Source organism: Streptomyces sp. NPDC058470 (assembly GCF_042721055.1).
Taxonomy (GTDB): Bacteria; Actinomycetota; Actinomycetes; order Streptomycetales; family Streptomycetaceae; genus Streptomyces.
Map to the genome: position 1 here is coordinate 20,779 of NZ_JBHXMF010000023.1, position 23,452 is coordinate 44,230.

The following is a 23,452-nucleotide window of genomic DNA, read 5'->3' on the forward strand; positions in this document are numbered from 1 at the left end:
CCCCGGGCTTCGCTTCGCGCCACAGCTCACCGCCGGACGTCACCGCGCGACACCGCACTTCACTGACCGGATCGGCTCGCACGCTGTGCGAGCGGCTGGGCCCGGCCACCGCGTTCCGAGTACAAAGCAGTGGTAGGAGACGGCCGCGACAGGTGGTCGGCGTTCAGCGCGAAGGAGGGCGGTCATGGCCCCACCCATGTCCGCGAGCGGTTTCCTGGACCGGCTCAGGGCGGCGGGCGTCACCGTCGTCGAGGTCGGCGACTGGGAGCGTCACAACCGCAATCACAAGGGCCTGTGGGGCCCGGTGTATGGCGTGATGATCCATCACACGGTGACCTCGGGCAGCGAGCGCACCGTCGAGCTCTGCCGCGACGGCTACGCGGAGCTGCCCGGGCCGCTGTGCCACGGCGTCATCACCAAGGACGGCGTCGTTCACCTCGTCGGCTACGGCCGGGTCAACCACGCGGGCCTGGGTGACGACGAGGTACTTCGCGCCGTGATCGCGGAGAAGCGACTCCCGCCGGACAACGAGGCGAACGCCGACGGCAACCGCCACTTCTACGGCTTCGAGTGCGAGAACCTCGGCAACGGCGAGGACCCCTGGCCCGAAGCCCAGCTGGCCACGATCGAGAAGGTCGCCGCCGCGATCTGCCGCCACCACGGCTGGACGGAGCGCTCGGTGATCGGCCACCTGGAATGGCAACCGGGCAAGATCGACCCGCGCGGCTTCACGATGGACTCCATGAGGGAACGCGTGCGCGACCGTCTGAAGTGACCGTAGCGCCGGGCCGGGCACCTAGGGGCAGAGCACCTGGTCCCCCTGGAGCCCGTCGTCCGCGCACGCCCCGGTACGGCTGCCACCCACCCTGCCGCGCACCACCCGCCGTCCGTATGCCCCGGTCACACACCGCCCGTCCCCCCGAAGACCCGGCTGACGCACCACCCACCGCCCGAAAGCCCGGCTCACACACCATCCGCCCCTCCAGAGACCCGGCTCACACACCACCGGCCGAAAGCCCGGCTCACACCACCGCCGTTCCGGAGTCCCGGCTCACACCACCGCCCTTCCGGAGTCCCGGCTCACACACCACCCATCCCTCCGAACATCCGACCCGCACACCGCCAGCCCCTCCAAACCCCCGGCCCGCACGCCGCCCGCACACGGCCGCATCCGCCCTCCAAGGGCGCCAGCCCCTCCAAGGGTCATCGGAGAGCCCGGCCCGGACGCATGTCCGACAATGACGGGGTGACCCGCCCGGACATCCCCACCGCCGCCAACCTCCCCAGCACCGCCCCCCGACGCCCCACCGCCCCCGAGGCCCCCAAGGCTCCCGAGGCTCCCGAGGCTCCCGAGGCTCCGACGGTCGACCTAGACGTCCTTCGCCCCCACCTCCCCTCACCGTCGCAGGACGTCCCGGATGAGCGCTTCGACCGCCACGGCGTCCGGCTGGTGGTCAAGCGGGACGATCTGATCCACCCTGAGCTGGTCGGCAACAAGTGGCGCAAGCTGGCCCTGAACCTGAAGGCGGCGGTGGGCCGTACGGTGGTCACTTTTGGCGGGGCGTACTCGAACCACCTGCGGGCCACGGCGGCAGCCGGCCGTCTGCTCGGGTTCCCCACCATCGGCGTGGTCCGCGGCCAGGAGCTCTCCGGGCGCCCCCTCAACCCCTCACTTGCCCGATGTTCGGCCGACGGCATGCGACTGCACTTCGTCGACAGATCGACGTACCGCCACAAGTCCGAGCCACAGACACTCGCCGGGATCCTGAGCGCGCTGAGCGCCGAGGACGCGTACGTCGTGCCCGAGGGCGGCAGCAACTCCCTTGCCGTACGCGGCTGCCAGGCGCTCGGCGAGGAGCTGCGCGGCCACGCCGACGTGGTCGCCCTGCCCTGCGGCACCGGCGGCACGCTGGCGGGTCTGGCCGCCGGGCTCGCCCCTGACCAGCGTGCCCTGGGCATACCCGTCCTCAAGGGCGACTTCCTGAGCGCCGAGATAGAAGCCCTCCAGGTCACCGCCTTCGGCGGCCGCCGCGGTGACTGGTCGCTCGACGAACGCTTCCACTTCGGCGGCTACGCCCGTACCACCGCCGAACTCGACACCTTCGCCGAGGACTTCGAGCAACGCCACGGCCTGCCCGTCGAACGTCTCTATGTCGCCAAGATGCTGTACGGACTTGTCGCTCTGGCCGACGAGGGCGCGTTCCCGCGCGGGACGACGGTGGCAGCCGTGATCACGGGAGCACCGCTCTCCTGAAACGGGCAGCCGAAGTGACCGCTCATGTCGTCTCCCGGAACGCCGCCGCCTCCTCCAGGTCCAGCCTGCGCAGCAGCGTGCGCAGCATCTCGTCGTCGATGTAGCGGAGGTCGCGCAGCCGTACGAAGACCTCGCGCTCGGCGCCGATCATCTCGCGGGAGAGTCGGCGGTAGGTGTCGTCGGCGGTTTCGCCGGTCAGCGGGTTCACCGCGCCGAGGCGCTCCCAGACGGCGTTGCGGCGGCGCTCCAGGACCGCGCGGAGACGGTCGGCGAGCGGTGGGGGCAGAGCGTTGCGTTCGTCCTCGAGGAGCTCCTCCAGGCGCTGTTCGGCGACCCGGGACGCCTGCGCCTGGGCGTTGGCCTCGGCGAGCGTCTCGGTCTGCGTGTCGCGCCCTGGCAGCTTCAGCAGGCGGATCAGCGGGGGCAGGGTCAGCCCCTGCACGACCAGAGTCCCGATCACCGTCGTGAAGGTCAGGAAGAGGATGAGATTGCGGTCCGGAAAGGGCTCACTCGGGATCGAGAAGGCGATGGCGAGGGAGACCACACCCCGCATCCCGGCCCAGCCGATGACGAAGGGCCCCTTCCAGGTGGGGTTCTCCTCCCGTTTCCGGATGCGTGCCGAGAAAATGCGCGGCAGGAAGGTCGCGGGATACACCCAAACGAACCGGGTCGCGACCACGACGAGGAAGAGGGCCACCGCGTACCAGGCGGCGTCGACACCCTGGTAGTCCCCAAGGTCCTTGAGGACGACCGGCAGTTGCAGCCCGATCAGCGCGAAGACCGCCGACTCCAGGACGAAGGCGACCATCTTCCACACCGCCTCCTCCTGGAGTCGGGTCGCGAAATCGACCTCCCAGGAGCGGTGTCCGAGATAGAGCGCGACGACGACCACGGCGAGCACCCCGGAGGCGTGCACCTGCTCGGCGACCCCGTACGCGACGAAAGGGATCAACAAGGAGAGGGTGTTCTGGAGAAGCGCCTCCCTGAGGTGCGTGCGCAGCCAGTGGAGCGGCACCATCAAGACCAGTCCGACCGCGACGCCGCCGACCGCCGCGAGCATAAACTCGCCGATGCCGCCCGCCCAGGTCGCACCCTCGCCGACCGCCGCGGCGAGCGCCACCTTGTAGGCGGTGATCGCGGTCGCGTCGTTCACCAGGGACTCACCCTGCAGGATCGTGGTGATCCGTGAGGGCAGCCCCACCCGGCGCGCCACCGCCGTGGCCGCGACCGCGTCCGGCGGCGCCACCACCGCCCCCAGGACCAGTGCCGCGGTCAGCGGCAGGCTCGGCACGAGCAGATAGGCGGCCCAGCCGACGACCAGGGTCGCGAAGAGGACGTAGCCCACCGACAACAGAGCGACGGGTCGCAGTTGCGCCCGCAGATCGAGGTACGAGCTGTCGGTGGCCGCCGTATACAGGAGCGGGGGCAGCAGCAGCGGGAGTACGACGTCGGGGTCGAGTTCGTAGTCGGGCATCCCGGGGACGTACGAGATCATCAGGCCCACGGTGACAAGCAGCAGCGGTGCCGGCACCGATGTGCGGCGTGCGGCCGCCGCACATGCCGCGCTTCCCGCGACCAGCAACAGCAGTGGCAAAATGTGCATCGTCTTCCGCCCGCCCTCTGTTTTCGCACGACTTCCCGCACACCCGACGTAACCTGGCAATCATGAAACAGTGCACGCACGCCGACGCGCTGCCGCACCCCGAGCCCGAGCCCCTGAGCGAGACCTGCCTGGAGTGCCTTGCCGCCGGCACGCACCCCGTGCAGCTTCGCCTGTGTCTCTCGTGCGGGCACCTGGGCTGCTGCGACTCCTCTCCGTTGCGGCATGCGACGGAGCACTTCAAGGACACCGGGCACCCGATCATGCGCACCTTCGAACCCGGTGAGAACTGGCGTTGGTGCTTCGTCGACCACGTACTCGTATGACCCGACGACCGCCGCGTCGACGGCATACTGACAGGGGTCGCGGATCACATGCGCGTGTGACCCGCGATCCGGACGGTTCGACCGTCTGACGCCTGGGTACGTCAACCCGGCGCGTTCTCTTCCTAATTGGGGCCGCAGACCCCTAGCCACTGTCCGTACTCATATGCTTACTATGAGTGACAGCAGGGGGCGGGGCCCCCGGGACAGGAAACTTGCGAGCGCGGTAGCGTCACCGCTGCACCACCTAGCGCGTTACCCCGGGGGGCGACCCTCGGCCCCTGAAAGAGCTTGTACCACCATGGAGGTGAGGGTGTCCCAGATCGCAGGCGAGCCCGCGACCAAGGACTTCGTGGAAGTCCGGCTGCCCGCCGCGGGCGCCTACCTGTCGGTGCTGCGTACGGCCACGGCCGGACTCGCGGCCCGTTTGGACTTCACCCTCGACGAGATCGAGGACCTGCGCATCGCGGTGGACGAGGCCTGCGCGATCCTGTTGCAACAGGCCGTCCCCGGTTCGGTGCTCAGCTGTGTCTTCCGGCTCATCGACGACTCACTGGAGGTCACGGTCTCGGCCCCGACCACGGACGGTCACGCCCCCGCGCGGGACACCTTCGCCTGGACCGTCCTCTCCGCCCTCGCGGGCAAGGTCGAATCCACCGTCGCCGAGGACAAGACCGTGACGATCAGCCTCTACAAACAGCGCGGCGCGGGACCCGGGCCGGCGTGAGGAACGGGGACGGGCCGGTGCGGGAGGAAGAGCGCGGCACACGGGAGCTTCCCGCCGAGCTGGTGGGCGGGCCGCGGCGCACGGCGGACGGCGTCGACGGCTTCCCCGAGCAGGCCCGGCCGCACCCGGAGGACGGCGCGGTGTCCGCGGGGACCGCGCCGGTCGACGAGGACCAAGGGGAGAAGCTCTCCGGCCGGGGCGACGGGCGACGGGATCCGGAGGGTGCCGCGCCGAGCACGTCCACAGAAGGACAGCTGGGCATCTCCCCTGCTCGGGCGGAGCCGAGAGCTCGGGGAATGGTGACGGGCGGGACTATGAGCGAGCACGAGCGGCACGACAAGCCGGAGGCGCAGAGCGTGCAGGGCGCGCAGCACGGGCCCAGTGCCCAGCACATCCGGCACGACCCCCGGGACCGCAGCGGGGCACGGACGATGTTCATCGAGCTGCGCAAGCTGACGGACGGCAGCGCCGAGTACGCGGAGCTGCGCAACCAGCTGGTCCGCATGCACCTGCCGCTCGTCGAGCACCTCGCGCGCCGCTTCCGCAACCGCGGTGAGCCGCTGGACGACCTCACGCAGGTCGCCACCATCGGCCTGATCAAGTCGGTGGACCGCTTCGACCCGGAGCGCGGCGTCGAGTTCTCGACGTATGCGACACCGACGGTGGTCGGTGAGATCAAGCGGCACTTCCGTGACAAGGGCTGGGCGGTGCGCGTTCCGCGCCGTCTGCAGGAGCTGCGCCTGGCGCTGACCACGGCCACGGCCGAGCTGTCGCAGCAGCACGGCCGGTCCCCCACGGTCCACGAGCTGGCCGAGAAGCTCGCCATCTCGGAGGAGGAGGTCCTGGAGGGCCTGGAGTCCGCCAACGCGTACTCCACGCTGTCCCTGGACGTTCCCGACACCGACGACGAGTCCCCGGCCGTCGCGGACACCCTGGGCTCCGAGGACGAGGCTCTGGAGGGCGTCGAGTACCGCGAGTCCCTCAAGCCGCTCCTCGAAGACCTGCCGCCCCGCGAGAAGCGGATCCTGCTGCTGCGCTTCTTCGGCAACATGACGCAGTCCCAGATCGCCCAGGAAGTGGGCATCTCCCAGATGCACGTCTCCCGGCTGCTGGCCCGGACCCTGGCCCAGCTCCGCGAAAAGCTGCTCGTCGAGGAGTAGGACTCCGCCGCGGCGGGGTCCTGAGGGGTCCGTTACTTCTCTGGGACGCCGCCCGGGCCTTGGATTCCCAGCGCCCGGGTCGTCGCCGGGTTCACCAGCAGCACCAAGGCCGCGACCGCGACGACGGCCAGGGCGATGCCCGCGGGGATCGCCACACTGTCGGCCTGGAGCAGGTTGTAGGCGACGGGCAGCGCCATGATCTGGGTGACCACCGCGGGACCCCGGCTCCAGCTGCGGCGCCCCAGCAATCCGCGCGTGGCCAGCAGCGGGAGCAGGGCGAGCACCATCAGCGTCAGGCCCCCGGTGACGGCCTGCTGCCGGTCGTCAGGGTCACCCATCAGGCCCAGTACGAGCAGGTAGACACCCCCCACGGCCAAGGCGAGCCCCTCCAGCGCGGTCAGCGCCGCCGCGGCGGTCAGCCGACCGGGACGGGGCTCTTCGGTGGGGGCTTCAGGGGTGGGATTCTGCTCTCGGCTCACTCCTGAAGAGTAGCCCGCAGCCTCGGTCGGCCCAGGTCCCCGGGGGGCCACCTCGCACGGGACCCTCGCAGGGGACGTCAGTCGGTCGCCCGCCCCTTCGGCCCACCTGCCGACGTGGCCCAGCTCACGGCCCGGACTCTTACTTGATCCCTACTCGGCGTGGGGCGAGTACCGCCGACTGGGTACGCTGCATCGCATGCGTGCACTTCTCGTGGTCAATCCGGCAGCAACCACCACAAGTGCGCGCACGCGTGACGTCTTGATCCACGCACTCGCGAGCGAGATGAAGCTGGAAGCGGTCACCACCGAGTACCGCGGGCACGCCAGAGACCTCGGTCGGCAGGCCGCGGACAGCGAGGACATAGACCTGGTCGTCGCCCTCGGCGGCGACGGAACGGTCAACGAAGTCGTGAACGGCCTGCTGCACCACGGCCCCGACCCCGACCGCCTGCCCCGCCTCGCGGTGGTCCCCGGCGGTTCCACCAATGTCTTCGCCCGCGCCCTCGGCCTGCCCAACGAGCCGGTGGAGGCGACCGGCGCCCTGCTCGACGCACTGCGCGAGGAACGGGAGCGCACGATCGGCCTGGGCCTCGCCGCCGGCACTCCTGGCACCGAGGACGAGTCGGTGCCCTCCCGCTGGTTCACCTTCTGCGCGGGCCTCGGCTTCGACGCGGGCGTGATCGGCCGGGTCGAGCAGCAGCGCGAACGCGGCAAGCGCTCCACGCATGCACTGTATTTGCGCCAAGTACTACGGCAGTTTTTGGACGAACCTCACCGCAGGCACGGAACGATCACCCTGGAGCGCCCCGGCCAGGACCCGGTCACCGATCTGATCCTGTCCATAATCTGCAACACCGCGCCGTGGACGTTTCTCGGCAATCGTCCGGTGTACGCCTCACCTAAGGCCTCGTTCGATACCGGACTGGACGTACTCGGCCTCAGCCGCATGTCGACCGCCGCGGTTGCCCGGTATGCCACGCAGTTGCTCACTTCGTCCCCCGAACGCGGTCCTCATGGCAGGCATGCGGTGTCACTGCATGATCTGACCGACTTCACCTTGCATTCGAAGGTGCCGCTCCCCCTCCAGATGGACGGCGACCACCTCGGACTGCGTACGAGCGTGACGTTCACAGGCGTACGCCGTGCACTGCGTGTGATTGTGTGAGCGGAAGGGCCCAAAGTCCTTTCACTCGAACGTTTAGGCCAGGGTCCACCCCATGGAAGTACGGCTGTGACCTAGTCGACACCGAGGAATCAAAAAAAACTTTCCAGAAGGGGTTGTATCCGCCGCTGAGGTTTGCGAGTCTCTACGTGGCGATCGGGACGGCCCGCAACATCGGCCCCACGTAGAGCCAGAACCCCTCCTCAAAAACCAGGACCACGTCAGGTCATCTGACAGTCGGCCCTTCACTTGTTGAGGGATTCGTGAAAGCGTTCACATTCACAAGCAACGTGCATGTAATACCAAGGAGAGGTAGCAGCCATGGACTGGCGTCACAACGCCGTTTGCCGCGAGGAAGACCCCGAGCTCTTCTTCCCCATCGGCAACACCGGTCCTGCGCTGCTGCAGATCGAGGAAGCCAAGGCCGTCTGCCGCCGCTGCCCCGTCATGGAGCAGTGCCTGCAGTGGGCGCTTGAGTCCGGCCAGGACTCCGGCGTCTGGGGTGGCCTCAGCGAGGACGAGCGTCGCGCGATGAAGCGCCGCGCCGCCCGCAACCGAGCCCGTCAGGCCTCCGCCTGACGCACCACCCCGCACGAGCCTGAGCTTGGCGGCGCGTACAGCGAGTACGCATCTCCCGCCCCCGAGCCGCAGCGCGCAGTACCCCCAATGCGCATAGCAGCGTAAGCGTTGACAGTGGCCCCGGACCAATTGGTCCGGGGCCACTGTCATGCCCCGTTGCCGCCGCCGGCCTTGGCGCGTCTGCGTGGATTGCGTGCAAGTGTCGGTCAGTTGTGCCGTCGCCGCCCGCTACTTGTGCGCCACCACCGGGATGTCGAGGATCACCTGCGTACCTCGCTCCGGGGCCGCCACCATGTCGAAGGTTCCGCCCAACTCACCCTCCACCAGCGTCCGTACGATCTGCAGGCCCAGGTTTCCCGAGCGGTGCGGGTCGAAGCCCTCGGGGAGCCCGACCCCGTCGTCCTGCACGGTGACCAGCAGCCGGGCGTCCTTGCTGCTGCCGCCACGGACCGCCGAGACCTCGACCGTGCCGCGGTCACCCTCGCGGAAGCCGTGCTCCAGGGCGTTCTGCAGGATTTCGGTGAGGACCATGGAGAGCGGGGTCGCGACCTCGGCGTCCAGTATCCCGAAACGGCCGGTGCGCCGACAGGTGACCTTGCCGGGCGAGATCTCGGCGACCATGGCAAGCACCCGGTCGGCGATCTCGTCGAACTCCACCCGTTCGTCCAGGTTCTGGGACAGCGTCTCGTGCACGATCGCGATCGATCCGACCCGGCGTACGGCCTCCTCCAGTGCCTCCCGGCCCCGGTCCGACTCGATCCGCCTGGCCTGCAGCCGCAGAAGAGCCGCCACCGTCTGAAGGTTGTTCTTCACCCGGTGATGGATCTCCCGGATGGTCGCATCCTTGGTGATCAACTCGCGCTCTCGACGCCGCAGTTCCGTGACATCACGCAGCAGCACCAGCGAACCGACGCGCGTCCCCTTGGGTTTGAGCGGGATCGCACGCAGCTGGATCACCCCCTCCCCGCTCTCGATCTCGAACTCACGGGGCGCCCAGCCACTGGCGACCTTGGCCAGCGCCTCGTCCACCGGGCCGCGGGACGGGGCGAGTTCGGCGCTCGTCACACCGAGGTTGTGGCCCACCAGGTCGGAGGCCAGGCCCAGGCGGTGGTACGCGGACAGCGCGTTCGGGGACGCGTACTGGACGATGCCGTCCGCGTCGAGCCTGATCAGCCCGTCACCGACCCGCGGCGAGGCATCCATGTCGACCTGCTGGTTCGGGAACGGGAAGGAGCCCGCGGCGATCATCTGGGCGAGGTCGGAGGCGCTCTGGAGGTACGTCAGTTCCAGCCGGCTCGGGGTGCGCACGGTGAGGAGGTTGGTGTTGCGCGCGATGACGCCGAGAACGCGCCCCTCCCGCCGTACAGGAATGGACTCGACCCGTACGGGAACCTCTTCCCGCCACTCCGGGTCGCCCTCGCGCACGATCCGGCCCTCGTCGAGCGCGATGTCGAGCATGGGGCGGCGGCCGCGCGGGACGAGGTGGCCGACCATGTCGTCCTGGTAGGAGGTGGGGCCGGTGTTGGGCCGCATCTGAGCCACGGAGACATAGCGGGTGCCGTCGCGCGTGGGGACCCACAGGACGAGGTCGGCGAAGGAGAGGTCGGAGAGCAACTGCCACTCCGAGACCAGCAGATGCAGCCACTCGAGGTCGGAGTCACCGAGAGCGGTGTGCTGGCGTACGAGGTCGTTCATGGAGGGCACACGTGCGAGCGTACCCGGCACTGACGACAGGACCCGAAATCAGCCGGGTCACGAGGCCCCGGCGGGGCCCGGAGACACCCGCGGGCCGCGGCGCCTGGGAGGGACCCTCAGCCCGCCCGGCACCGCAGCCCGGAGCAACAACGGCCACGGGGTGTGCGGTCCCGATCGGCCGAAGAGAGGAGCCGGAGCAGTCAGGGCAGAGAGCGCCGGTTCCTCGGTCCGCCTTCCTGTGCGGGGAAGACGGAGGCTTGTTCAGTTGAAGCTCTTGATGTCGCGTCCATTCATTGTGGACTAGACCATGCTCCTGCGTCCATGGTGCCTGTGTCCATGCGCGCGCGGATGTTTGTTGTTGTCTCTTTATCCAACATCCGCAGCATCCACCAAGCAGACTAGCCCGCCGGGGTTCCTGAGCGGGGCCAGATCGCCATCGCCAGTTCGGCCAGGGCTTCCAGCTCCTCCTTGGTGGCTCCGTCGCGGGCCTGCTGGGACATTCCCTGGATCATCGCGCCGGTGTGCCGGGCAAGGGCCGCGGCGTCGGTACTCGAAGGCAGCTCACCTGCGGCGATCCCCGCCTCTATACGACTCTCGAAGACAGCGATGTTGGCGTTGCGCCGCTCGCGCAGGGATTCCTCGACCTCCGGCGAGGTGCAGTTGGTGGCCGCATGGACGACCAGGCAGCCGTGCGGGTGACCCGGATCGGTGTACTCGGCCGCGGCCTCGCGCAGCATCCGTTCCACGGCGGCTCGGGCCGTGGGCTCCTCGGCGAGGGCGCGCTCCCCGAACGAGCCGTACTTCGTGCCGTACGCACGGACGACCTCGTCGAAGAGCGACCGCTTGTCACCGAACGCGGCGTACAGACTCGGGGCGCCGATGCCCATGACGCGCGTCAGATCGGCGACGGAGGTCGCCTCGTACCCGTGCTCCCAGAAGGCGAGGATCGCCTTCTCCAGCGCGGTCTCGCGGTCGAAGGAACGGGGACGGCCACGCTGCTTGACCGCCGCCCTGACCGGCGCCCCGGCCGCCACGCCGCCGTCCGTCGGGTCACTCAGCCCGGCCTGCTGTCTGCTCACCATGGAGTGGATTTTATAGCGGGTACTAGAGAAATGTCGGCGGGCTGTTGTACGGTTTTTTCTGTAGCGACCACTAGCGAAATGTGGAGGGGGCGCCGACATGGGCGTACTTGCAGGCAGGACGGCACTCGTCACGGGCGGCAGCAGGGGCATCGGGCGAGGCATCGCCGAGCGGCTGGGGAGGGACGGCGCGCGGGTGGCCGTGCACTACGGCAGCAATGAGACGGCGGCGAAGCAGACGGTCACCACGATCGAGGCGGCGGGCGGATCGGCCTTCGCGATCGGGGTCGAGCTGGGCCGGCCGGGCGACGCGGAGGCCCTCTGGGAGGCCTTCGACCGGCACGCGGACGGTCTGGACATCCTGGTGAACAACGCCGGGATCGGTACGTCGAGTGCGCTCGGCGAGATAGACGAGGTGGAGTACGACAAGGTGTTCGCGGTGAACGTGAAAGCGCCCCACTTCATCGTCAGGCACGGCCTCGGCAGGCTCCGGGACGGCGGGCGGGTCGTCAACATCTCCTCGGGACTCGCGCGGACCGCGGCGATGCCGGACAAGATGGCGTACGCGATGACGAAGGGCGCCCTGGACGTCTTCACCCGCGATCTGTCCAAGGTCCTCGGCCCCCGCGGTATCACCGTGAACTCGGTGGCGCCGGGCATCATCGACACCGACGTCAACGCCGAGTTCCTGCACGCGAGCGACGAGTCATGGGCTCAGGCCGCGGCCTATTCGGCGCTGGGCAGGGTGGGGACACCGGCGGACGTGGCGGATGTGGTGGCGTTCCTGGCCTCGGACGCGGGGCGTTGGGTGACAGGCAGCTGGGTGGACGCCACCGGGGGGTCACTGACGTAGAGCCGGCCACCGGGCTTCCGTCGGCCCGACGGTGGGGTGGTGGGGTGCGGGAACGGGGGGCGTTCGACACGATGAGACGGTGAGGCTCTGCTAGATTGGTCTATACCACATGAGTCCCCCTTTGGATTCCAGTCGAGTCCCCTCTCCAGATCGGCAGGCCCAGCGTGGAAGTTGTCATCGTCCCGGACGCCAAGGCGGGCGGCGAGCTGATCGCCGAGGCCATGTCGGAGCTGCTCCGGCACAAGCCCGACGCTCTGCTCGGCGTGGCCACCGGCTCGACTCCGCTGCCCATCTACCAAGCGCTGGCGGCGAAGGTGAGCTCCGGCGCCGTGGACGCCTCGCGGGCCCGGATAGCGCAGCTCGACGAGTACGTGGGGCTGCCGGCCGACCACCCCGAGTCGTACCGGTCGGTGTTGCGGCGAGAGGTGCTCGAGCCGCTCGGGCTCGGCCTGGACGCGTTCCTGGGGCCGGACGGTACCGCCGAGGACGTGCGGGCCGCGTGCGAGGCGTACGACGCGGCGCTGGCCTCGGCGGGCGGAGTCGATCTCCAGCTGCTCGGGATCGGTACCGACGGACACATCGGGTTCAACGAGCCGTGCTCCTCGCTCGCCTCGCGGACCCGGATCAAGACACTGACCGAACAGACCCGGGTCGACAACGCGCGGTTCTTCGAGGGCGACATCGAGCAGGTGCCGCACCACGTCATCACGCAGGGCATCGGCACGATTCTGGAGGCGCGGCACCTGGTGCTGCTCGCGACGGGCGAAGGCAAGGCCGACGCGGTCGCGGCGACCGTGGAGGGGCCGGTCGCCGCGGTGTGCCCGGCCTCGGCACTCCAGCTCCACCCGCACGCCACCGTTGTGGTGGACGAGGCGGCGGCATCCAAGCTGAAGCTCGCCGACTACTTCCGGCACACCTTCGTCAACAAGCCGGACTGGCAGGGTATTTAAGGGATCAGACCGCAACCGCACGGACGCGGAACACGGCTGCGGCCGCGCGGGCTCGGAACACCGACCGCGGACACATGACCGCAGCCGCACGGACGCCGATACCGGTCGCAACCGCCAGGAAGCAGTAGATGCGCGAAGGTGCCTGGCCGCCCCCGTGAGCGGCCAGGCACCTTCGTATAGGGGGAACCGCGGGGCTGCTACTGCCCTGCGATGACCTCCGCCGCCGCCCGGCCGCACACGTTCGCGGCGCCATGCGTGGCGATGTGGAGGGCGCCCCTCGGCGGGGCCTGAGGTACGCCCATCTCGACCACGATGGTGTCGGGGCGGGCGGCGAGGAGGGTGTCGAGAGCCGTCGCCATCCAGGGGTGGCGGTGTTCGTCACGGACGACGGCGACGATGCGACGGGTGCCGGCGGCGGAGAGCGCCACCGGGCCGGCGTCCTCGCCGACGAAGCTGCCGGTCTCCGTGCCCGGCAGCAGACGGCTGAGTTCCGCCGTCACCCCCCAGGGGGTCTCGTCGCCGACGGCGATGTTCGCGACGGGGGTGAGGGCGACGATGTACGGCGCGTCGGTGACCGGGGCGTACGCCTCGGTGCGTGTCACGGTGAGCGCACGGCGGGCGGCGACGAGTCCGACCTCGGCAAGCCCGTCCGGGCCGGCGGCCGTCCGCGATCCGGCAGCAGCCACGGAGGCCGTCCACCGGGCGAGCGCCCGTACCCGCGCCGCCGCGTCCGCGAGGCGTTCCTCGGGGAGTTCGCCGGTGCGCACCGCCGAGACGAGGGCGTCGCGGAGGAGACGTACGGTGTCGTCGTCCGACAGCCCGCCGCCCACGCAGATCGCGTCGGCGCCCGCGGCGATGGCGAGGACACTGCCGCGTTGGATGCCGTAGGTCGCGGCGATGGCCTGCATCTCCATGCCGTCGGTGACGATGAGGCCGTCGTAGCCGAGTTCCTCGCGGAGCAGGCCCTGGAGGATGCGCGGGGAGAGCGTGGCCGGGCGATCGGGATCGAGCGCCGGGACCAGGATGTGCGCGCTCATCACCGCGCGGGTACCGGCGGCGATCGCGGCCCGGAACGGAGCGAGTTCGCGGGCGTCGAGCACCGACAGGTCGGCGTCGATGCGCGGCAGCGCGTGGTGCGAGTCGATCGCCGTGTCGCCGTGCCCCGGGAAGTGCTTGGTGCAGGCGGCGACGCCCGCCGCCTGGAGCCCGGTGACGTAGGCGGCCGTGTGCCGGGCAACCAGGTCGGTGTCGGCGCCGAAGGAACGTACGCCGATCACGGGGTTGCCCGGGTTCGAGTTCACGTCCGCGGACGGAGCCCAGTTGAGGTTCACCCCGCACGCGGCCAGGCGGCGGCCGAGTTCGAAGGCGACGTCGTGGGTCAACGAGACGTCGTCGACCGCGCCCAGGGCGTGGTTGCCGGGGAAGGAGGAGCCGGTGTGGACCTCCAGGCGGGTGACGTCGCCGCTCTCCTCGTCGATCGCGACGAGCACGTCGTCGCGTTCGGCGCGCAACTGGGCGGTCAGGGCGGCGACTTGGTCGGGCGTGGCGATGTTACGGCTGAACAGGCCGACCGAGGCCAGGCCCTCTCCCAGGTGGCGGAGCAGCCAGTCGGGGGCCGTGGTGCCTGTGAAGCCGGGCTGGAGGACAGTCAGCGCGTCGCGCGTGAGCGTGTCCGTACTGCTGGCGAGTGTCGTCATCGGTTGGCGTTATCCCTTCACAGCGCCCGCGGTGAGACCCGCGGCCATCTTGCGCTGGACGAGGAGGAAGAGGACGACGATCGGCACGGCCATCATCGTGGAACCGGCCATCATCGGGGCGTACTCGGTGCCGTGCTTGGTGGTGAAGTTCCCCAGCCACACGGTGGCGGTCTGGTTCTGCTGACTCATCAGCATCAGGGCGTAGAGGTACTCGTTCCACGCCTGGATGAAGCCGTAGACCGACGTCGCGACCATGCCGGGGGCCAGGAGCGGGAAGACCACGCGCATGAAGGCGCCGCTGCGCGAGCAGCCGTCGACCATCGCCGCCTCCTCCAGTTCCTTCGGGATGTTGACGATGAAGCCGCGCAGCGTCCACACCGTGAAGGGGAGGATGAAGGTCAGGTAGGTGAGGATCAGGCCCGTGAGCTTGTCGTACTGACCCAGGTCGTTGAGCAGCAGGAACACCGGGATGATCATGGCAACCAGCGGCACCATCTGGACCGCCAGAATGCCGACGATCACGGCCTTGCGGCCGCGGAAGGCGAAGCGGGAGATGGCCAGCGCCGCGAGCATGCCGACGAAGATCCCGATCACGACGACCGTCAGGGACACGATCAGGCTGCGGCCCACCGGGCCCCAGAAGTCCGCGATGTCCAGCGCCCGGCTGAAGTTGTCGAACGTCAGCGCCGTGGGGAGCAGGCTCGGGTCCGGATCGATGGCGTCCTTGGCCGGCTTGAACGCCGTGTTGAGCATCCAGTAGACCGGGAAACCCGCGGTGACGAAGACGAACAGACCGAGCAGGTTCCAGCCGAGCTTGGTCTTCCGGCGTCCGGGGCGCTTCCCCGAGGCCGCGCGCACCGAAGTGGTGATCACGCTCATTCCACTTCTCCGATCTTGAGCATCTGACGCATGTACACGGCGACCACGCCCAGCAACAGCAGCACGGTGAGCAGGGCGATCGCCGATCCCTGCGCGTAGTCGTTGACCACGAACGCGCGGTCGTACGAGTACGTGGTGAGCAGTTGGAACTCGGCCTCGGGGTGGCCGTTGCGCATCACGAAGACCTGCGGGAAGACACCCATGTCCCAGATGACGGAGAGCGTCGTGAGCATCACGATGATGGGCTTGAGGATGGGGAGCGTGACGTAACGGAAGACCCCCCACGCGCCGGCGCCGTCGAGGCGGGCTGCTTCCTCCATCTCCTTCGGCACCTGCGTCAGCCCCGCGCTGAGCGTGATGACGACGAACGGCACCGCGCCCCAGACCACGAGCAGCATGATCACGGTCAGGCCCTGCGGTCCGCTCGCGAACCAGTTGTGGCCGATCATGTCGACGCCCGGCAGCCTGCTGAGTACCGCGTTGAAGATGCCGTAGTCGGAGTCGAAGAGCCACTTGAAGACTGTGGTCGCCACGATGATCGGCATGCCCCAGCTGGCCACGAGCGCGATGTTGATGAGCGTCTTCACCCAGCCCGAGACCCGCTGGAGGAGCAGCGCGATCATCATGCCGATGACCATCGTGAAGATGACGCAGCCAGCCGCGAAGATGATCGTGCGGACGACCACCGCCCAGAACTCGCCGTCCCCGAGCACATTGCTGAAGTTGTCGAAGCCGACCGACTCGGCCGGCTGGAAGCCCCAGAGCTGGGACTGCCCGAACTTCTGGAAGGAGAGGGTGACCAGACGGACAAGGGGATAGCCGAGAACAAACGCGAGGATCAGCAGACAGGGTGCGAGCAGTCCCCAGGGGACAGCCGCGCTGCCGGTGGTCCGCTTTCTGCGCGGCCCGTCCCCGGTGGCCGATGGTGGTGGTGGCGCCTGCCGCGTGGGCGGCACTTTGGCAGTGGTCGTATCAGCGGAACTCATCCGCGCGCTCCTCAGCGGTCCCTCAGGTCGTACGGGAAACAAGCCCCCGTCCCTCGACAAGGTCGTACGGGAATCAAGTCCCGCCCCCTGACCAGGTCATGCGGAAAGGCAGGGCCCCGTCGGCAACGGGGCCCTGCCTCAGGTCACTTGGTGTTGATGACCTTGTCGATCGCGGCGTCCGCTTCCTTCGCAGCGTCCTCGACCGACTTCTTGCCCGTGCCGATGCTCTGCAGCATCGTCTGCAGGATCTGGGCCTTCTCGACCTGACCCCAGCCCGGCGCCATCGGAACGAACCAGTTGCTCTCGGCAGCGGTGGCGGGGACCACGGTCGCCGGGTCGTCCTTCAGCGTCGCGAGGTCGGTCTTGTTGTTGGGCAGGTTGCCCTTCTCGATCAGACCCTTCTGCCCCTTGGCACCCGTGAGGGCGTTGATCCACTCAGCGGCGACGGTCTGCGCGTCGGACTTCACCGGGACCGCGAGGTCGGAACCACCGAGGAAGACGGGGAGGTTCTCGCCCGACGGGCCGGGAACCACGAAGCTCTCGAGGTTGCCCTTGAGCTTGCCGGTCTTGTCGTTCTCCGGGGCCTCGGCCGTCGCGCCCTCCCAGGCGTTACCGAAGATCATCCCGGCGTTGCCCTGGCCGTACACGATGTAGCGGTCGGACTCGTCCTTGGTCTTGTCGCCGTGCATGTACTTGTCGATGACCGTCTTGAACTCGTCGAGGCCCTTCAGGGACTCGGGCGAGGAGAAGTTGGCCTTCCACTGGCCGCCCTCTTCGACGGCGATGGAACCGCCGGCGTCGTACACGAAGGACATCGCGGCGTACCAGTCGCGGGTGGGCTGGTACCAGGCGCTGAACTTGTCCCCCTCCTTCGCCTGGATCTTGTCCAGGTCGGAGGTGAGCTCCTCGTACGTCTTCGGGGTGGTCTTGATGCCGGCAGCCTCGGCCACGTCCGTACGCCAGTTGCCGACACGGCCACCGGCGTAGTACGGAACACCGTAGGTCTTGTCCTCATACGTGACCGACGCCTTGAGGCCGTCCAGCCACTGGTCCGAGTTCTCGAACTTCGACGCGTCGAGGGGAGCGAAGGCACCCTTGACCATGTAGCTGAGCATCTCGGTGTTGCCCATCTCGACCACGTCGGGCACCTTGTCGGTGGCGAGGACGGCGTCGAGCTTGGCGTTCTTGTCGGGCCAGCCGTAGTACTCGTGGTTGATCTTGATACCGGGGTGCTCCGCCTTGACGGCGTCATCGGCGGCCTTGACCAGCTCGGGCCAGTTGTTCTGCGCGTCCACGGTGAGCCAGACGGTCAGCTCCTTGGTGTCCGCGCCCTGGTCCGACCCCTCGTTGCCACTGTCCCCACACGCCCCGATGGAAACCATCATTCCCGCGATACCGATCGCGGCTATCAGCTTGCGCTTCACGCCATCCTCCTCAGGGATGCCACAATCCCCCCTGCCCACCGCGTGACACACGCCGAGTACTGCCCGTGGGGCTGGGACCTGGACCAATGGTGTAGACCAGTACGGGGAGCTTGGCCTAGACCTAGAACGGGTGTCAAGGGTATGTAAGCCCGTCCAGTCGGACGTTATGGGACCGACATACGCAGGGACCTTTAAGTAGGTAAGCGGCATAACAGGCAGGCGCGTTCACACGTACGCGCGGCCGGTCCGCGACCGATGGACTAGACCAACCATGAACGCCGACGGTATAAGAGGGGATCACGGAGCGTGCGGGGGGATACTCGCACGGCAAGCCGTGCCACGATGTGAGCCGTGGCCGATCGGGTAGGTCGGTCGCTTCGGCACCGGAGCCGGGAAGGCAGGACATGAGCACCGACGTCAGCAGTGCGGAGAACGAGGGTGGGGCCCCCATCCGTACCGCGCGCGTGCCCAAGTACTACCGCCTGAAGAAACATTTGCTCGACATGACGGAGACGCTCCCGCCGGGCACCCCGGTGCCGCCCGAGCGCACGCTGGCCGCGGAGTTCGACACCTCCCGCACGACCGTCCGTCAGGCCCTCCAGGAACTGGTCGTCGAGGGCCGCCTCGAACGCATCCAGGGCAAGGGCACGTTCGTCGCCAAGCCGAAGGTCTCCCAGGCGCTCCAACTCACCTCGTACACCGAGGACATGCGCGCCCAGGGCCTCGAACCCACCTCGCAGCTCCTGGACATCGGCTACATCACCGCCGACGAGACCCTCGCCGGCCTGCTCGACATCACCGCCGGCGGCCGCATCCTGCGCATCGAGCGACTGCGCCTGGCGAGCGGCGAACCGATGGCGATCGAGACGACCCACCTGTCGGCGAAGAGGTTCCCCGCCCTGCGCAGGTCGCTCGTCAAGTACACCTCGCTCTACACCGCACTCGCCGAGGTGTACGACGTCCACCTCGCCGAGGCCGAGGAGACCATCGAGACCTCGCTGGCCACCCCGCGTGAGGCCGGCCTGCTCGGCACCGACGTCGGGCTGCCCATGCTGATGCTCTCCCGCCACTCGCTCGACAGACACGGCGAGCCGGTGGAGTGGGTGCGGTCGGTGTACCGGGGCGACCGGTACAAGTTCGTGGCACGCCTGAAGCGCCCGCAGGACTAGCAACGCTCAAGCACCCCCAGGAATAAACCACTTGGGGTGATGCAGGAGGTGTAGCGCTGCTCCTCTTCCTGTTCTACGGTCCTCCCGTCATCGCATGGACGGGAGGACGACCCGGTGCGCACCGCGAACACTCGATCCATCGTCATCTGGACCCTCGTCGCGCTGATCGGTGCCGCGGGCTGGTCCGTACTCGCGCTCGCGCGGGGCGAGGAGGTGTCGGCCGCCTGGATGGTCGCCGCCGCGCTCTGCTCGTACGCCATCGCCTATCGCTTCTACTCGAAGTTCATCGCCTACAAGGTGCTCAAGCTCGACGGGACCCGGGCGACCCCGGCGGAGCGGCTGAACGACGGCATCGACTTCCATCCGACCGACCGGCGCGTGCTGCTCGGCCACCACTTCGCGGCGATCGCGGGCGCGGGCCCGCTCGTCGGCCCCGTACTGGCCGCGCAGATGGGCTACTTGCCCGGCACCATCTGGATCATCGTCGGCGTGATCTTCGCGGGGGCGGTCCAGGACATGGTCGTCCTGTTCTTCTCCACGCGCCGCGACGGCCGCTCGCTGGGCCAGATGGCCCGCGAGGAGATCGGCCCGTTCGGCGGGGCCGCCGCGCTGGTCGCCACCTTCGCCATCATGATCATCCTGCTCGGCGTACTCGCTCTGGTCATCGTCAACGCGCTCGCGCAGTCGCCGTGGGGCACCTTCTCCATCGCGATGACCATCCCGATCGCACTCCTGATGGGCTTCTACCTGCGGGTGGTGCGGCCGGGCCGGGTCTCCGAAGTATCGCTGATCGGCGTCGCGTTGCTGCTGCTCGCGCTGATCGCGGGCCGCTGGGTCGCCGAATCCTCCTGGGCCGACACCTTCACCCTCGCCCCCGCCACCCTGGTCGTCTGGATGGTGGCGTACGGCTTCATCGCCTCGATCCTGCCCGTCTGGATGCTCCTGGCACCCCGCGACTACCTCTCCACCTTCATGAAGATCGGCACGATCGCACTGCTCGCCCTCGGCGTGGTCATAGCCCTGCCAACACTCAAAATGGACCCGGTCACGGACTTCGCCTCGCGGGGCGACGGCCCGGTCTTCGCGGGCTCGCTGTTCCCGTTCGTCTTCATCACCATCGCGTGCGGCGCGCTGTCGGGCTTCCACTCGCTCATATCGAGCGGCACCACACCGAAGATGATCCAGAAAGAGACGCAGATCCGCATGATCGGGTACGGCTCCATGCTCATGGAGTCGTCGGTCGCCGTGATGGCGCTGGTCGCCGCCAGCATCATCGACCCGGGTCTGTACTTCGCGATGAACGCGCCGTCCGGGGTCATCGGCAGCACCGTCGAATCGGCGTCCCAGGCGGTCGCGAACCTCGGCTACACCATCTCGCCCGCGGACCTGGCGAAGGCAGCCGAACAGGTAGAAGAGGCAACCCTGCTCTCCCGCACCGGCGGCGCGCCCACCCTGGCCCTCGGTGTCTCGGAGATCTTCTCCCAGGTCACCGGAGGGAGCCTCAGAGCCTTCTGGTACCACTTCGCGATCATGTTCGAGGCGCTGTTCATCCTGACCGCCCTCGACGCGGGCACGCGTGTGGGCCGGTTCATGCTCCAGGACATGCTGGGCAACGTCTACCGGCCCTTCAGGAACGTGAGCTGGAAGCCCGGCCTCGTCATCACGAGCGGCGTCGTGTGCGCCCTGTGGGGCTACTTCCTCTGGGTCGGCGTCCACGAACCACTGGGCGGCATCAACCAGCTGTTCCCGATCTTCGGCATCTCCAACCAGCTGCTGGCCGCGGTCGCGCTGGCCGTCTGCACCACACTCCTCGTGAAATCCGGACGCCTCAAGTGGGCCTGGGTAACCGGGATTCCACTCCTCTGGGACGCGGTCGTCACCCTCACCGCGAGCTGGCAGAAGGTCTTCTCCGGCGACCCGCGCGTGGGCTTCTTCCAGCAGCGTTCGGTGTACCAGGACGGCATCGACGCGGGCAAGGTCCTGCCACCGGCCAAGAACATGGACGACATGCACACGGTCGTCACCAACTCCACGGTGGACGGCGTCCTCGCGGCGGTCCTGGCCGTCCTGGTCATCGTCGTGATCGCGGACGCGGCCCGGGTCTGCATCCGCCACGTACGCCGCCCCGCGCTCTCCACCCTGACCGAGGCACCGTACGTGAAGTCGAAGATCATCGCACCGGCCGGTCTGATCCCGACCAAACAGGAGAAGGCGGAGGAACGCGATGCGGTCGGCGCTGCACAGAGCGATTAACGGAATCCGTTGGTACGTAAGGGAATTGACAGATGAATCATCCTACGACCGCCATATCGCGCACATCCGAGAAGACCACCCTGCCGCTCTCCTCCCCACCCGGCGCGAGTTCGAGCGGATGCGAACGGACCGCCGGGACAAGGACCCCCGGCAGGGGTTCCGCTGCTGCTGAGGACGCATATACGGCTATCCGGACGCCATTTGCCGACTGACATACGGACAGGGGTTCCGCTTACCTGACCTCGTCGCCTAGATTGCCTGCGCGTTACACAGGTGATCAGCGAGGGGACGGAGCCGCCATATGTCAGATGCGCCTGAAGTGAAGCCACCGGTGGTGACACCGGTCCGGGTGGTGATCGGTCTCTGCCTGCTCGCGCCGTTCGTGGCGATGCTGTGGGTCGGTTCGTACGCCAAGACCGACCCGGCCTTCATCGGAATCCCGTTCTTCTACTGGTACCAGATGCTCTGGGTGTTCATCTCGGCCGCCCTCACCATGACCGCGTACAAGCTGTGGCAGCGTGACCAGCGCGCCCGTAAGAGGGGTGCCGGAGCATGAACGACGGCGTGAACGGCGTCGCACTCGCCGTCTTCATCTTCTTCTTCCTGGCCGTCACGGTCATGGGCTTCCTGGCCGCACGCTGGCGCAGGGCAGCCGACGAAAGCCTCGACGAATGGGGCCTGGGCGGCCGGTCGTTCGGCACCTGGGTCACCTGGTTCCTGCTGGGCGGCGACCTCTACACGGCGTACACCTTCGTCGCCGTACCGGCCGCGATCTACGCGGCGGGCGCGGCCGGCTTCTTCGCCGTGCCGTACACGATCCTCGTCTACCCGCTGATCTTCACCTTCCTCCCCCGCCTCTGGTCGGTCTCGCACAAGCACGGCTACGTGACGACCTCGGACTTCGTACGCGGCCGCTTCGGCTCAAAGGGCCTGTCCCTGGCCGTAGCCGTGACCGGCATCCTCGCCACGATGCCGTACATCGCACTCCAACTGGTCGGCATCCAGGCGGTCCTGGACGTCATGGGCGTAGGAGGCGGCGACGACACCAACTGGTTCGTCAAGGACCTCCCCCTCCTGATCGCCTTCGGCGTGCTGGCGGCGTACACCTACTCCTCGGGCCTCCGGGCCCCCGCCATGATCGCGTTCGTGAAGGACACCCTGATCTACATCGTGATCGCGGTGGCCATCATTTACATCCCGATCAAGCTGGGCGGTTTCGACGAGATCTTCAAGGCGGCGAACGACAAGTACACGGCAGCAGGCGCGGGCGGGACCGTCCCGGCCGAGGCCGGCCAGTGGACGTACGCCACCCTCGCCCTCGGCTCGGCGCTGGCCCTGTTCATGTACCCGCACTCGATCACGGCGACGCTCTCCTCCCGCAGCCGCGAGGTGATCCGTCGCAACACCACGATCCTCCCTCTGTACTCCCTCATGCTGGGCCTCCTGGCCCTGCTCGGCTTCATGGCGATCGCGGCCGGGGTGAAGGTGGAGAACGCCCAGCTGGCGATCCCCCAGCTCTTCGAGAACATGTTCCCGGACTGGTTCGCGGGCGTGGCCTTCGCGGCGATCGGCATCGGCGCCCTGGTCCCCGCCGCCATCATGTCCATCGCGGCAGCGAACCTCTTCACCCGGAACATCTACAAGGACTTCATCAAGCCGGACGCCACTCCCGCGCAGGAGATGAAGATCTCCAAGCTGGTCTCCCTCCTCGTGAAGGTCGGCGCCCTCGTCTTCGTCCTCACCATGGACAAGACGGTCGCCATCAACTTTCAGCTCCTTGGCGGCATCTGGATCCTGCAGACCTTCCCGGCCCTGGTCGGCGGCCTCTTCACCCGCTGGTTCCACCGCTGGGCCCTCCTCGCGGGCTGGGCCGTCGGCATGCTCTACGGCACCCTCGCCGCGTACGGCGTGGCCTCCCCCACGCAGAAGCACTTCGGCGGCAGCTCCAAGGAGATCCCCGGCATCGGTGAGATCGGCTACATCGGCCTGACGGCATTCGTCCTGAACGTCGTGGTGACCGTGATCCTCACCTTCGCCCTCCGCGCCTTCAACGCCCCCGACGGCATCGACGAGACAAGCCCCGAGGACTACACGGCAGACGCCGGCGACAAGGGCGTACAGGTGGAACTCCCGCCGGCGACGGCGGGAACAACGCACTAACCACCGGCGGGGGGCGGAGAGGG

The 23,452-nt window shown here is 68.4% G+C and carries 22 protein-coding genes; 14 read left to right on the plus strand and 8 right to left on the minus strand.

Annotated elements, in window-relative coordinates; genetic code table 11:
- Positions 1-184 precede the first annotated feature (184 nt).
- Together ACFWP7_RS18610 and ACFWP7_RS18615 are read left to right on the plus strand one after the other, a co-directional pair.
- Complete coding sequence (locus ACFWP7_RS18610; RefSeq protein WP_384382614.1) at positions 185-775, plus strand: N-acetylmuramoyl-L-alanine amidase; 591 nt, start codon at positions 185-187, stop codon at positions 773-775.
- 453 nt (positions 776-1,228) lie between these two features.
- A complete protein-coding gene (locus ACFWP7_RS18615) occupies positions 1,229-2,254 on the plus strand; it encodes a 1-aminocyclopropane-1-carboxylate deaminase/D-cysteine desulfhydrase (protein ID WP_384382615.1) in 1,026 nt (341 codons plus the stop codon).
- 22 nt (positions 2,255-2,276) lie between these two features.
- On the opposite strand, the gene ACFWP7_RS18620 is transcribed toward ACFWP7_RS18615, so the two are convergent.
- Complete coding sequence (locus ACFWP7_RS18620) at positions 2,277-3,857, minus strand: Na+/H+ antiporter (RefSeq protein WP_384382616.1); 1,581 nt, start codon at positions 3,855-3,857, stop codon at positions 2,277-2,279.
- Positions 3,858-3,919: 62 nt separating this feature from the next.
- Here ACFWP7_RS18620 and ACFWP7_RS18625 point away from each other — a divergent pair, with 62 nt between their 5' ends.
- The 3 genes from ACFWP7_RS18625 to ACFWP7_RS18635 all read left to right on the plus strand — a co-directional run bounded on the left by ACFWP7_RS18625 (position 3,920) and on the right by ACFWP7_RS18635 (position 6,064).
- Positions 3,920-4,180 (plus strand): UBP-type zinc finger domain-containing protein, encoded by a 261-nt coding sequence (locus tag ACFWP7_RS18625; RefSeq protein ID WP_384382617.1) that lies wholly within the window; start codon positions 3,920-3,922, stop codon positions 4,178-4,180.
- Positions 4,181-4,490: 310 nt separating this feature from the next.
- Positions 4,491-4,904 carry an anti-sigma regulatory factor gene (locus ACFWP7_RS18630; protein WP_266454474.1) on the plus strand — a complete coding sequence of 138 codons (414 nt, stop codon included), beginning with the start codon at positions 4,491-4,493 and terminating at the stop codon, positions 4,902-4,904.
- On the plus strand, positions 4,901-6,064 hold the full coding sequence (locus tag ACFWP7_RS18635; protein ID WP_384382618.1) for an RNA polymerase sigma factor SigF: 1,164 nt from the start codon (positions 4,901-4,903) through the stop codon (positions 6,062-6,064). Before ACFWP7_RS18630 ends, ACFWP7_RS18635 begins: the two co-directional genes overlap by 4 nt.
- A gap of 32 nt (positions 6,065-6,096) precedes the next feature.
- Here the strand turns inward: ACFWP7_RS18635 and ACFWP7_RS18640 are convergent, their stop codons facing one another.
- Positions 6,097-6,543: a hypothetical protein gene (locus ACFWP7_RS18640; protein ID WP_384382619.1), complete on the minus strand. Its 447-nt coding sequence runs from the start codon at positions 6,541-6,543 to the stop codon at positions 6,097-6,099.
- Positions 6,544-6,739: 196 nt separating this feature from the next.
- Here ACFWP7_RS18640 and ACFWP7_RS18645 point away from each other — a divergent pair, with 196 nt between their 5' ends.
- Together ACFWP7_RS18645 and ACFWP7_RS18650 are read left to right on the plus strand one after the other, a co-directional pair.
- Positions 6,740-7,708, plus strand: coding sequence for a diacylglycerol/lipid kinase family protein (locus ACFWP7_RS18645; protein WP_384382620.1), 969 nt, complete (start codon positions 6,740-6,742; stop codon positions 7,706-7,708).
- 318 nt (positions 7,709-8,026) lie between these two features.
- Positions 8,027-8,284 (plus strand): WhiB family transcriptional regulator, encoded by a 258-nt coding sequence (locus ACFWP7_RS18650; protein ID WP_016639615.1) that lies wholly within the window; start codon positions 8,027-8,029, stop codon positions 8,282-8,284.
- 228 nt (positions 8,285-8,512) lie between these two features.
- Here ACFWP7_RS18650 and ACFWP7_RS18655 read toward each other — a convergent pair whose 3' ends face one another.
- Positions 8,513-9,979, minus strand: coding sequence for a sensor histidine kinase (locus ACFWP7_RS18655; RefSeq protein ID WP_384382695.1), 1,467 nt, complete (start codon positions 9,977-9,979; stop codon positions 8,513-8,515).
- A gap of 398 nt (positions 9,980-10,377) precedes the next feature.
- Positions 10,378-11,061: a TetR/AcrR family transcriptional regulator gene (locus tag ACFWP7_RS18660; RefSeq protein ID WP_384382621.1), complete on the minus strand. Its 684-nt coding sequence runs from the start codon at positions 11,059-11,061 to the stop codon at positions 10,378-10,380.
- Between the two features lie 97 nt (positions 11,062-11,158).
- Here ACFWP7_RS18660 and ACFWP7_RS18665 point away from each other — a divergent pair, with 97 nt between their 5' ends.
- Both ACFWP7_RS18665 and nagB read left to right on the plus strand, forming a co-directional pair.
- Complete coding sequence (locus ACFWP7_RS18665) at positions 11,159-11,911, plus strand: SDR family oxidoreductase (protein WP_384382622.1); 753 nt, start codon at positions 11,159-11,161, stop codon at positions 11,909-11,911.
- A 164-nt stretch (positions 11,912-12,075) separates the two neighbouring features.
- Entirely contained in the window at positions 12,076-12,861 is a 786-nt protein-coding gene (nagB, locus tag ACFWP7_RS18670; RefSeq protein WP_384382623.1) for a glucosamine-6-phosphate deaminase, read from the plus strand.
- Between the two features lie 197 nt (positions 12,862-13,058).
- Here nagB and ACFWP7_RS18675 read toward each other — a convergent pair whose 3' ends face one another.
- The 4 genes from ACFWP7_RS18675 to ACFWP7_RS18690 all read right to left on the minus strand — a co-directional run bounded on the left by ACFWP7_RS18675 (position 13,059) and on the right by ACFWP7_RS18690 (position 17,847).
- On the minus strand, positions 13,059-14,558 hold the full coding sequence (locus ACFWP7_RS18675; RefSeq protein WP_384382624.1) for a glycoside hydrolase family 3 protein: 1,500 nt from the start codon (positions 14,556-14,558) through the stop codon (positions 13,059-13,061).
- Between the two features lie 9 nt (positions 14,559-14,567).
- Positions 14,568-15,437, minus strand: a complete 870-nt coding sequence (locus tag ACFWP7_RS18680) for a carbohydrate ABC transporter permease (protein WP_384382625.1) — start codon at positions 15,435-15,437, stop codon at positions 14,568-14,570.
- Complete coding sequence (locus ACFWP7_RS18685; protein ID WP_384382626.1) at positions 15,434-16,423, minus strand: carbohydrate ABC transporter permease; 990 nt, start codon at positions 16,421-16,423, stop codon at positions 15,434-15,436. Before ACFWP7_RS18685 ends, ACFWP7_RS18680 begins: the two co-directional genes overlap by 4 nt.
- Positions 16,424-16,566: 143 nt before the next feature.
- Positions 16,567-17,847, minus strand: a complete 1,281-nt coding sequence (locus tag ACFWP7_RS18690) for an extracellular solute-binding protein (RefSeq protein WP_384382627.1) — start codon at positions 17,845-17,847, stop codon at positions 16,567-16,569.
- Between the two features lie 404 nt (positions 17,848-18,251).
- Here ACFWP7_RS18690 and ACFWP7_RS18695 point away from each other — a divergent pair, with 404 nt between their 5' ends.
- From ACFWP7_RS18695 to mctP, 5 genes are all read left to right on the plus strand, one after another.
- Entirely contained in the window at positions 18,252-19,016 is a 765-nt protein-coding gene (locus ACFWP7_RS18695; RefSeq protein WP_384382628.1) for a GntR family transcriptional regulator, read from the plus strand.
- A 114-nt stretch (positions 19,017-19,130) separates the two neighbouring features.
- The gene (locus tag ACFWP7_RS18700; protein ID WP_384382629.1) at positions 19,131-21,269 is read left to right on the plus strand and encodes a carbon starvation CstA family protein; all 2,139 of its coding nucleotides are present in this window, start codon (positions 19,131-19,133) and stop codon (positions 21,267-21,269) included.
- Positions 21,241-21,441 carry a CstA-like transporter-associated (seleno)protein gene (locus tag ACFWP7_RS18705; protein ID WP_384382630.1) on the plus strand — a complete coding sequence of 67 codons (201 nt, stop codon included), beginning with the start codon at positions 21,241-21,243 and terminating at the stop codon, positions 21,439-21,441. The genes ACFWP7_RS18700 and ACFWP7_RS18705 overlap by 29 nt, the downstream gene beginning before the upstream one ends.
- A 129-nt stretch (positions 21,442-21,570) precedes the next feature.
- Positions 21,571-21,825, plus strand: a complete 255-nt coding sequence (locus ACFWP7_RS18710) for a DUF3311 domain-containing protein (RefSeq protein WP_384382631.1) — start codon at positions 21,571-21,573, stop codon at positions 21,823-21,825.
- Positions 21,822-23,429 carry a monocarboxylate uptake permease MctP gene (gene mctP / locus ACFWP7_RS18715; RefSeq protein WP_384382632.1) on the plus strand — a complete coding sequence of 536 codons (1,608 nt, stop codon included), beginning with the start codon at positions 21,822-21,824 and terminating at the stop codon, positions 23,427-23,429. Before ACFWP7_RS18710 ends, mctP begins: the two co-directional genes overlap by 4 nt.
- Positions 23,430-23,452 lie beyond the last annotated feature (23 nt).

Bases quoted from the DNA above. Each gene is read 5' to 3' on its own strand.
- ACFWP7_RS18650 (WP_016639615.1), top strand. From the start codon at position 8,027: ATGGACTGGCGTCACAACGCCGTTTGCCGCGAGGAAGACCCCGAGCTC.
- ACFWP7_RS18680 (WP_384382625.1), bottom strand. From the start codon at position 15,437: ATGAGCGTGATCACCACTTCGGTGCGCGCGGCCTCGGGGAAGCGCCCC.
- ACFWP7_RS18660 (WP_384382621.1), bottom strand. From the start codon at position 11,061: ATGGTGAGCAGACAGCAGGCCGGGCTGAGTGACCCGACGGACGGCGGC.
- mctP (WP_384382632.1), top strand. From the start codon at position 21,822: ATGAACGACGGCGTGAACGGCGTCGCACTCGCCGTCTTCATCTTCTTC.
- ACFWP7_RS18610 (WP_384382614.1), top strand. From the start codon at position 185: ATGGCCCCACCCATGTCCGCGAGCGGTTTCCTGGACCGGCTCAGGGCG.
- ACFWP7_RS18710 (WP_384382631.1), top strand. From the start codon at position 21,571: ATGTCAGATGCGCCTGAAGTGAAGCCACCGGTGGTGACACCGGTCCGG.
- ACFWP7_RS18645 (WP_384382620.1), top strand. From the start codon at position 6,740: ATGCGTGCACTTCTCGTGGTCAATCCGGCAGCAACCACCACAAGTGCG.
- ACFWP7_RS18655 (WP_384382695.1), bottom strand. From the start codon at position 9,979: ATGAACGACCTCGTACGCCAGCACACCGCTCTCGGTGACTCCGACCTC.
- ACFWP7_RS18705 (WP_384382630.1), top strand. From the start codon at position 21,241: ATGCGGTCGGCGCTGCACAGAGCGATTAACGGAATCCGTTGGTACGTA.
- ACFWP7_RS18675 (WP_384382624.1), bottom strand. From the start codon at position 14,558: ATGACGACACTCGCCAGCAGTACGGACACGCTCACGCGCGACGCGCTG.
- ACFWP7_RS18665 (WP_384382622.1), top strand. From the start codon at position 11,159: ATGGGCGTACTTGCAGGCAGGACGGCACTCGTCACGGGCGGCAGCAGG.
- ACFWP7_RS18685 (WP_384382626.1), bottom strand. From the start codon at position 16,423: ATGAGTTCCGCTGATACGACCACTGCCAAAGTGCCGCCCACGCGGCAG.
- ACFWP7_RS18620 (WP_384382616.1), bottom strand. From the start codon at position 3,857: ATGCACATTTTGCCACTGCTGTTGCTGGTCGCGGGAAGCGCGGCATGT.
- ACFWP7_RS18695 (WP_384382628.1), top strand. From the start codon at position 18,252: ATGAGCACCGACGTCAGCAGTGCGGAGAACGAGGGTGGGGCCCCCATC.
- ACFWP7_RS18615 (WP_384382615.1), top strand. From the start codon at position 1,229: ATGTCCGACAATGACGGGGTGACCCGCCCGGACATCCCCACCGCCGCC.
- ACFWP7_RS18625 (WP_384382617.1), top strand. From the start codon at position 3,920: ATGAAACAGTGCACGCACGCCGACGCGCTGCCGCACCCCGAGCCCGAG.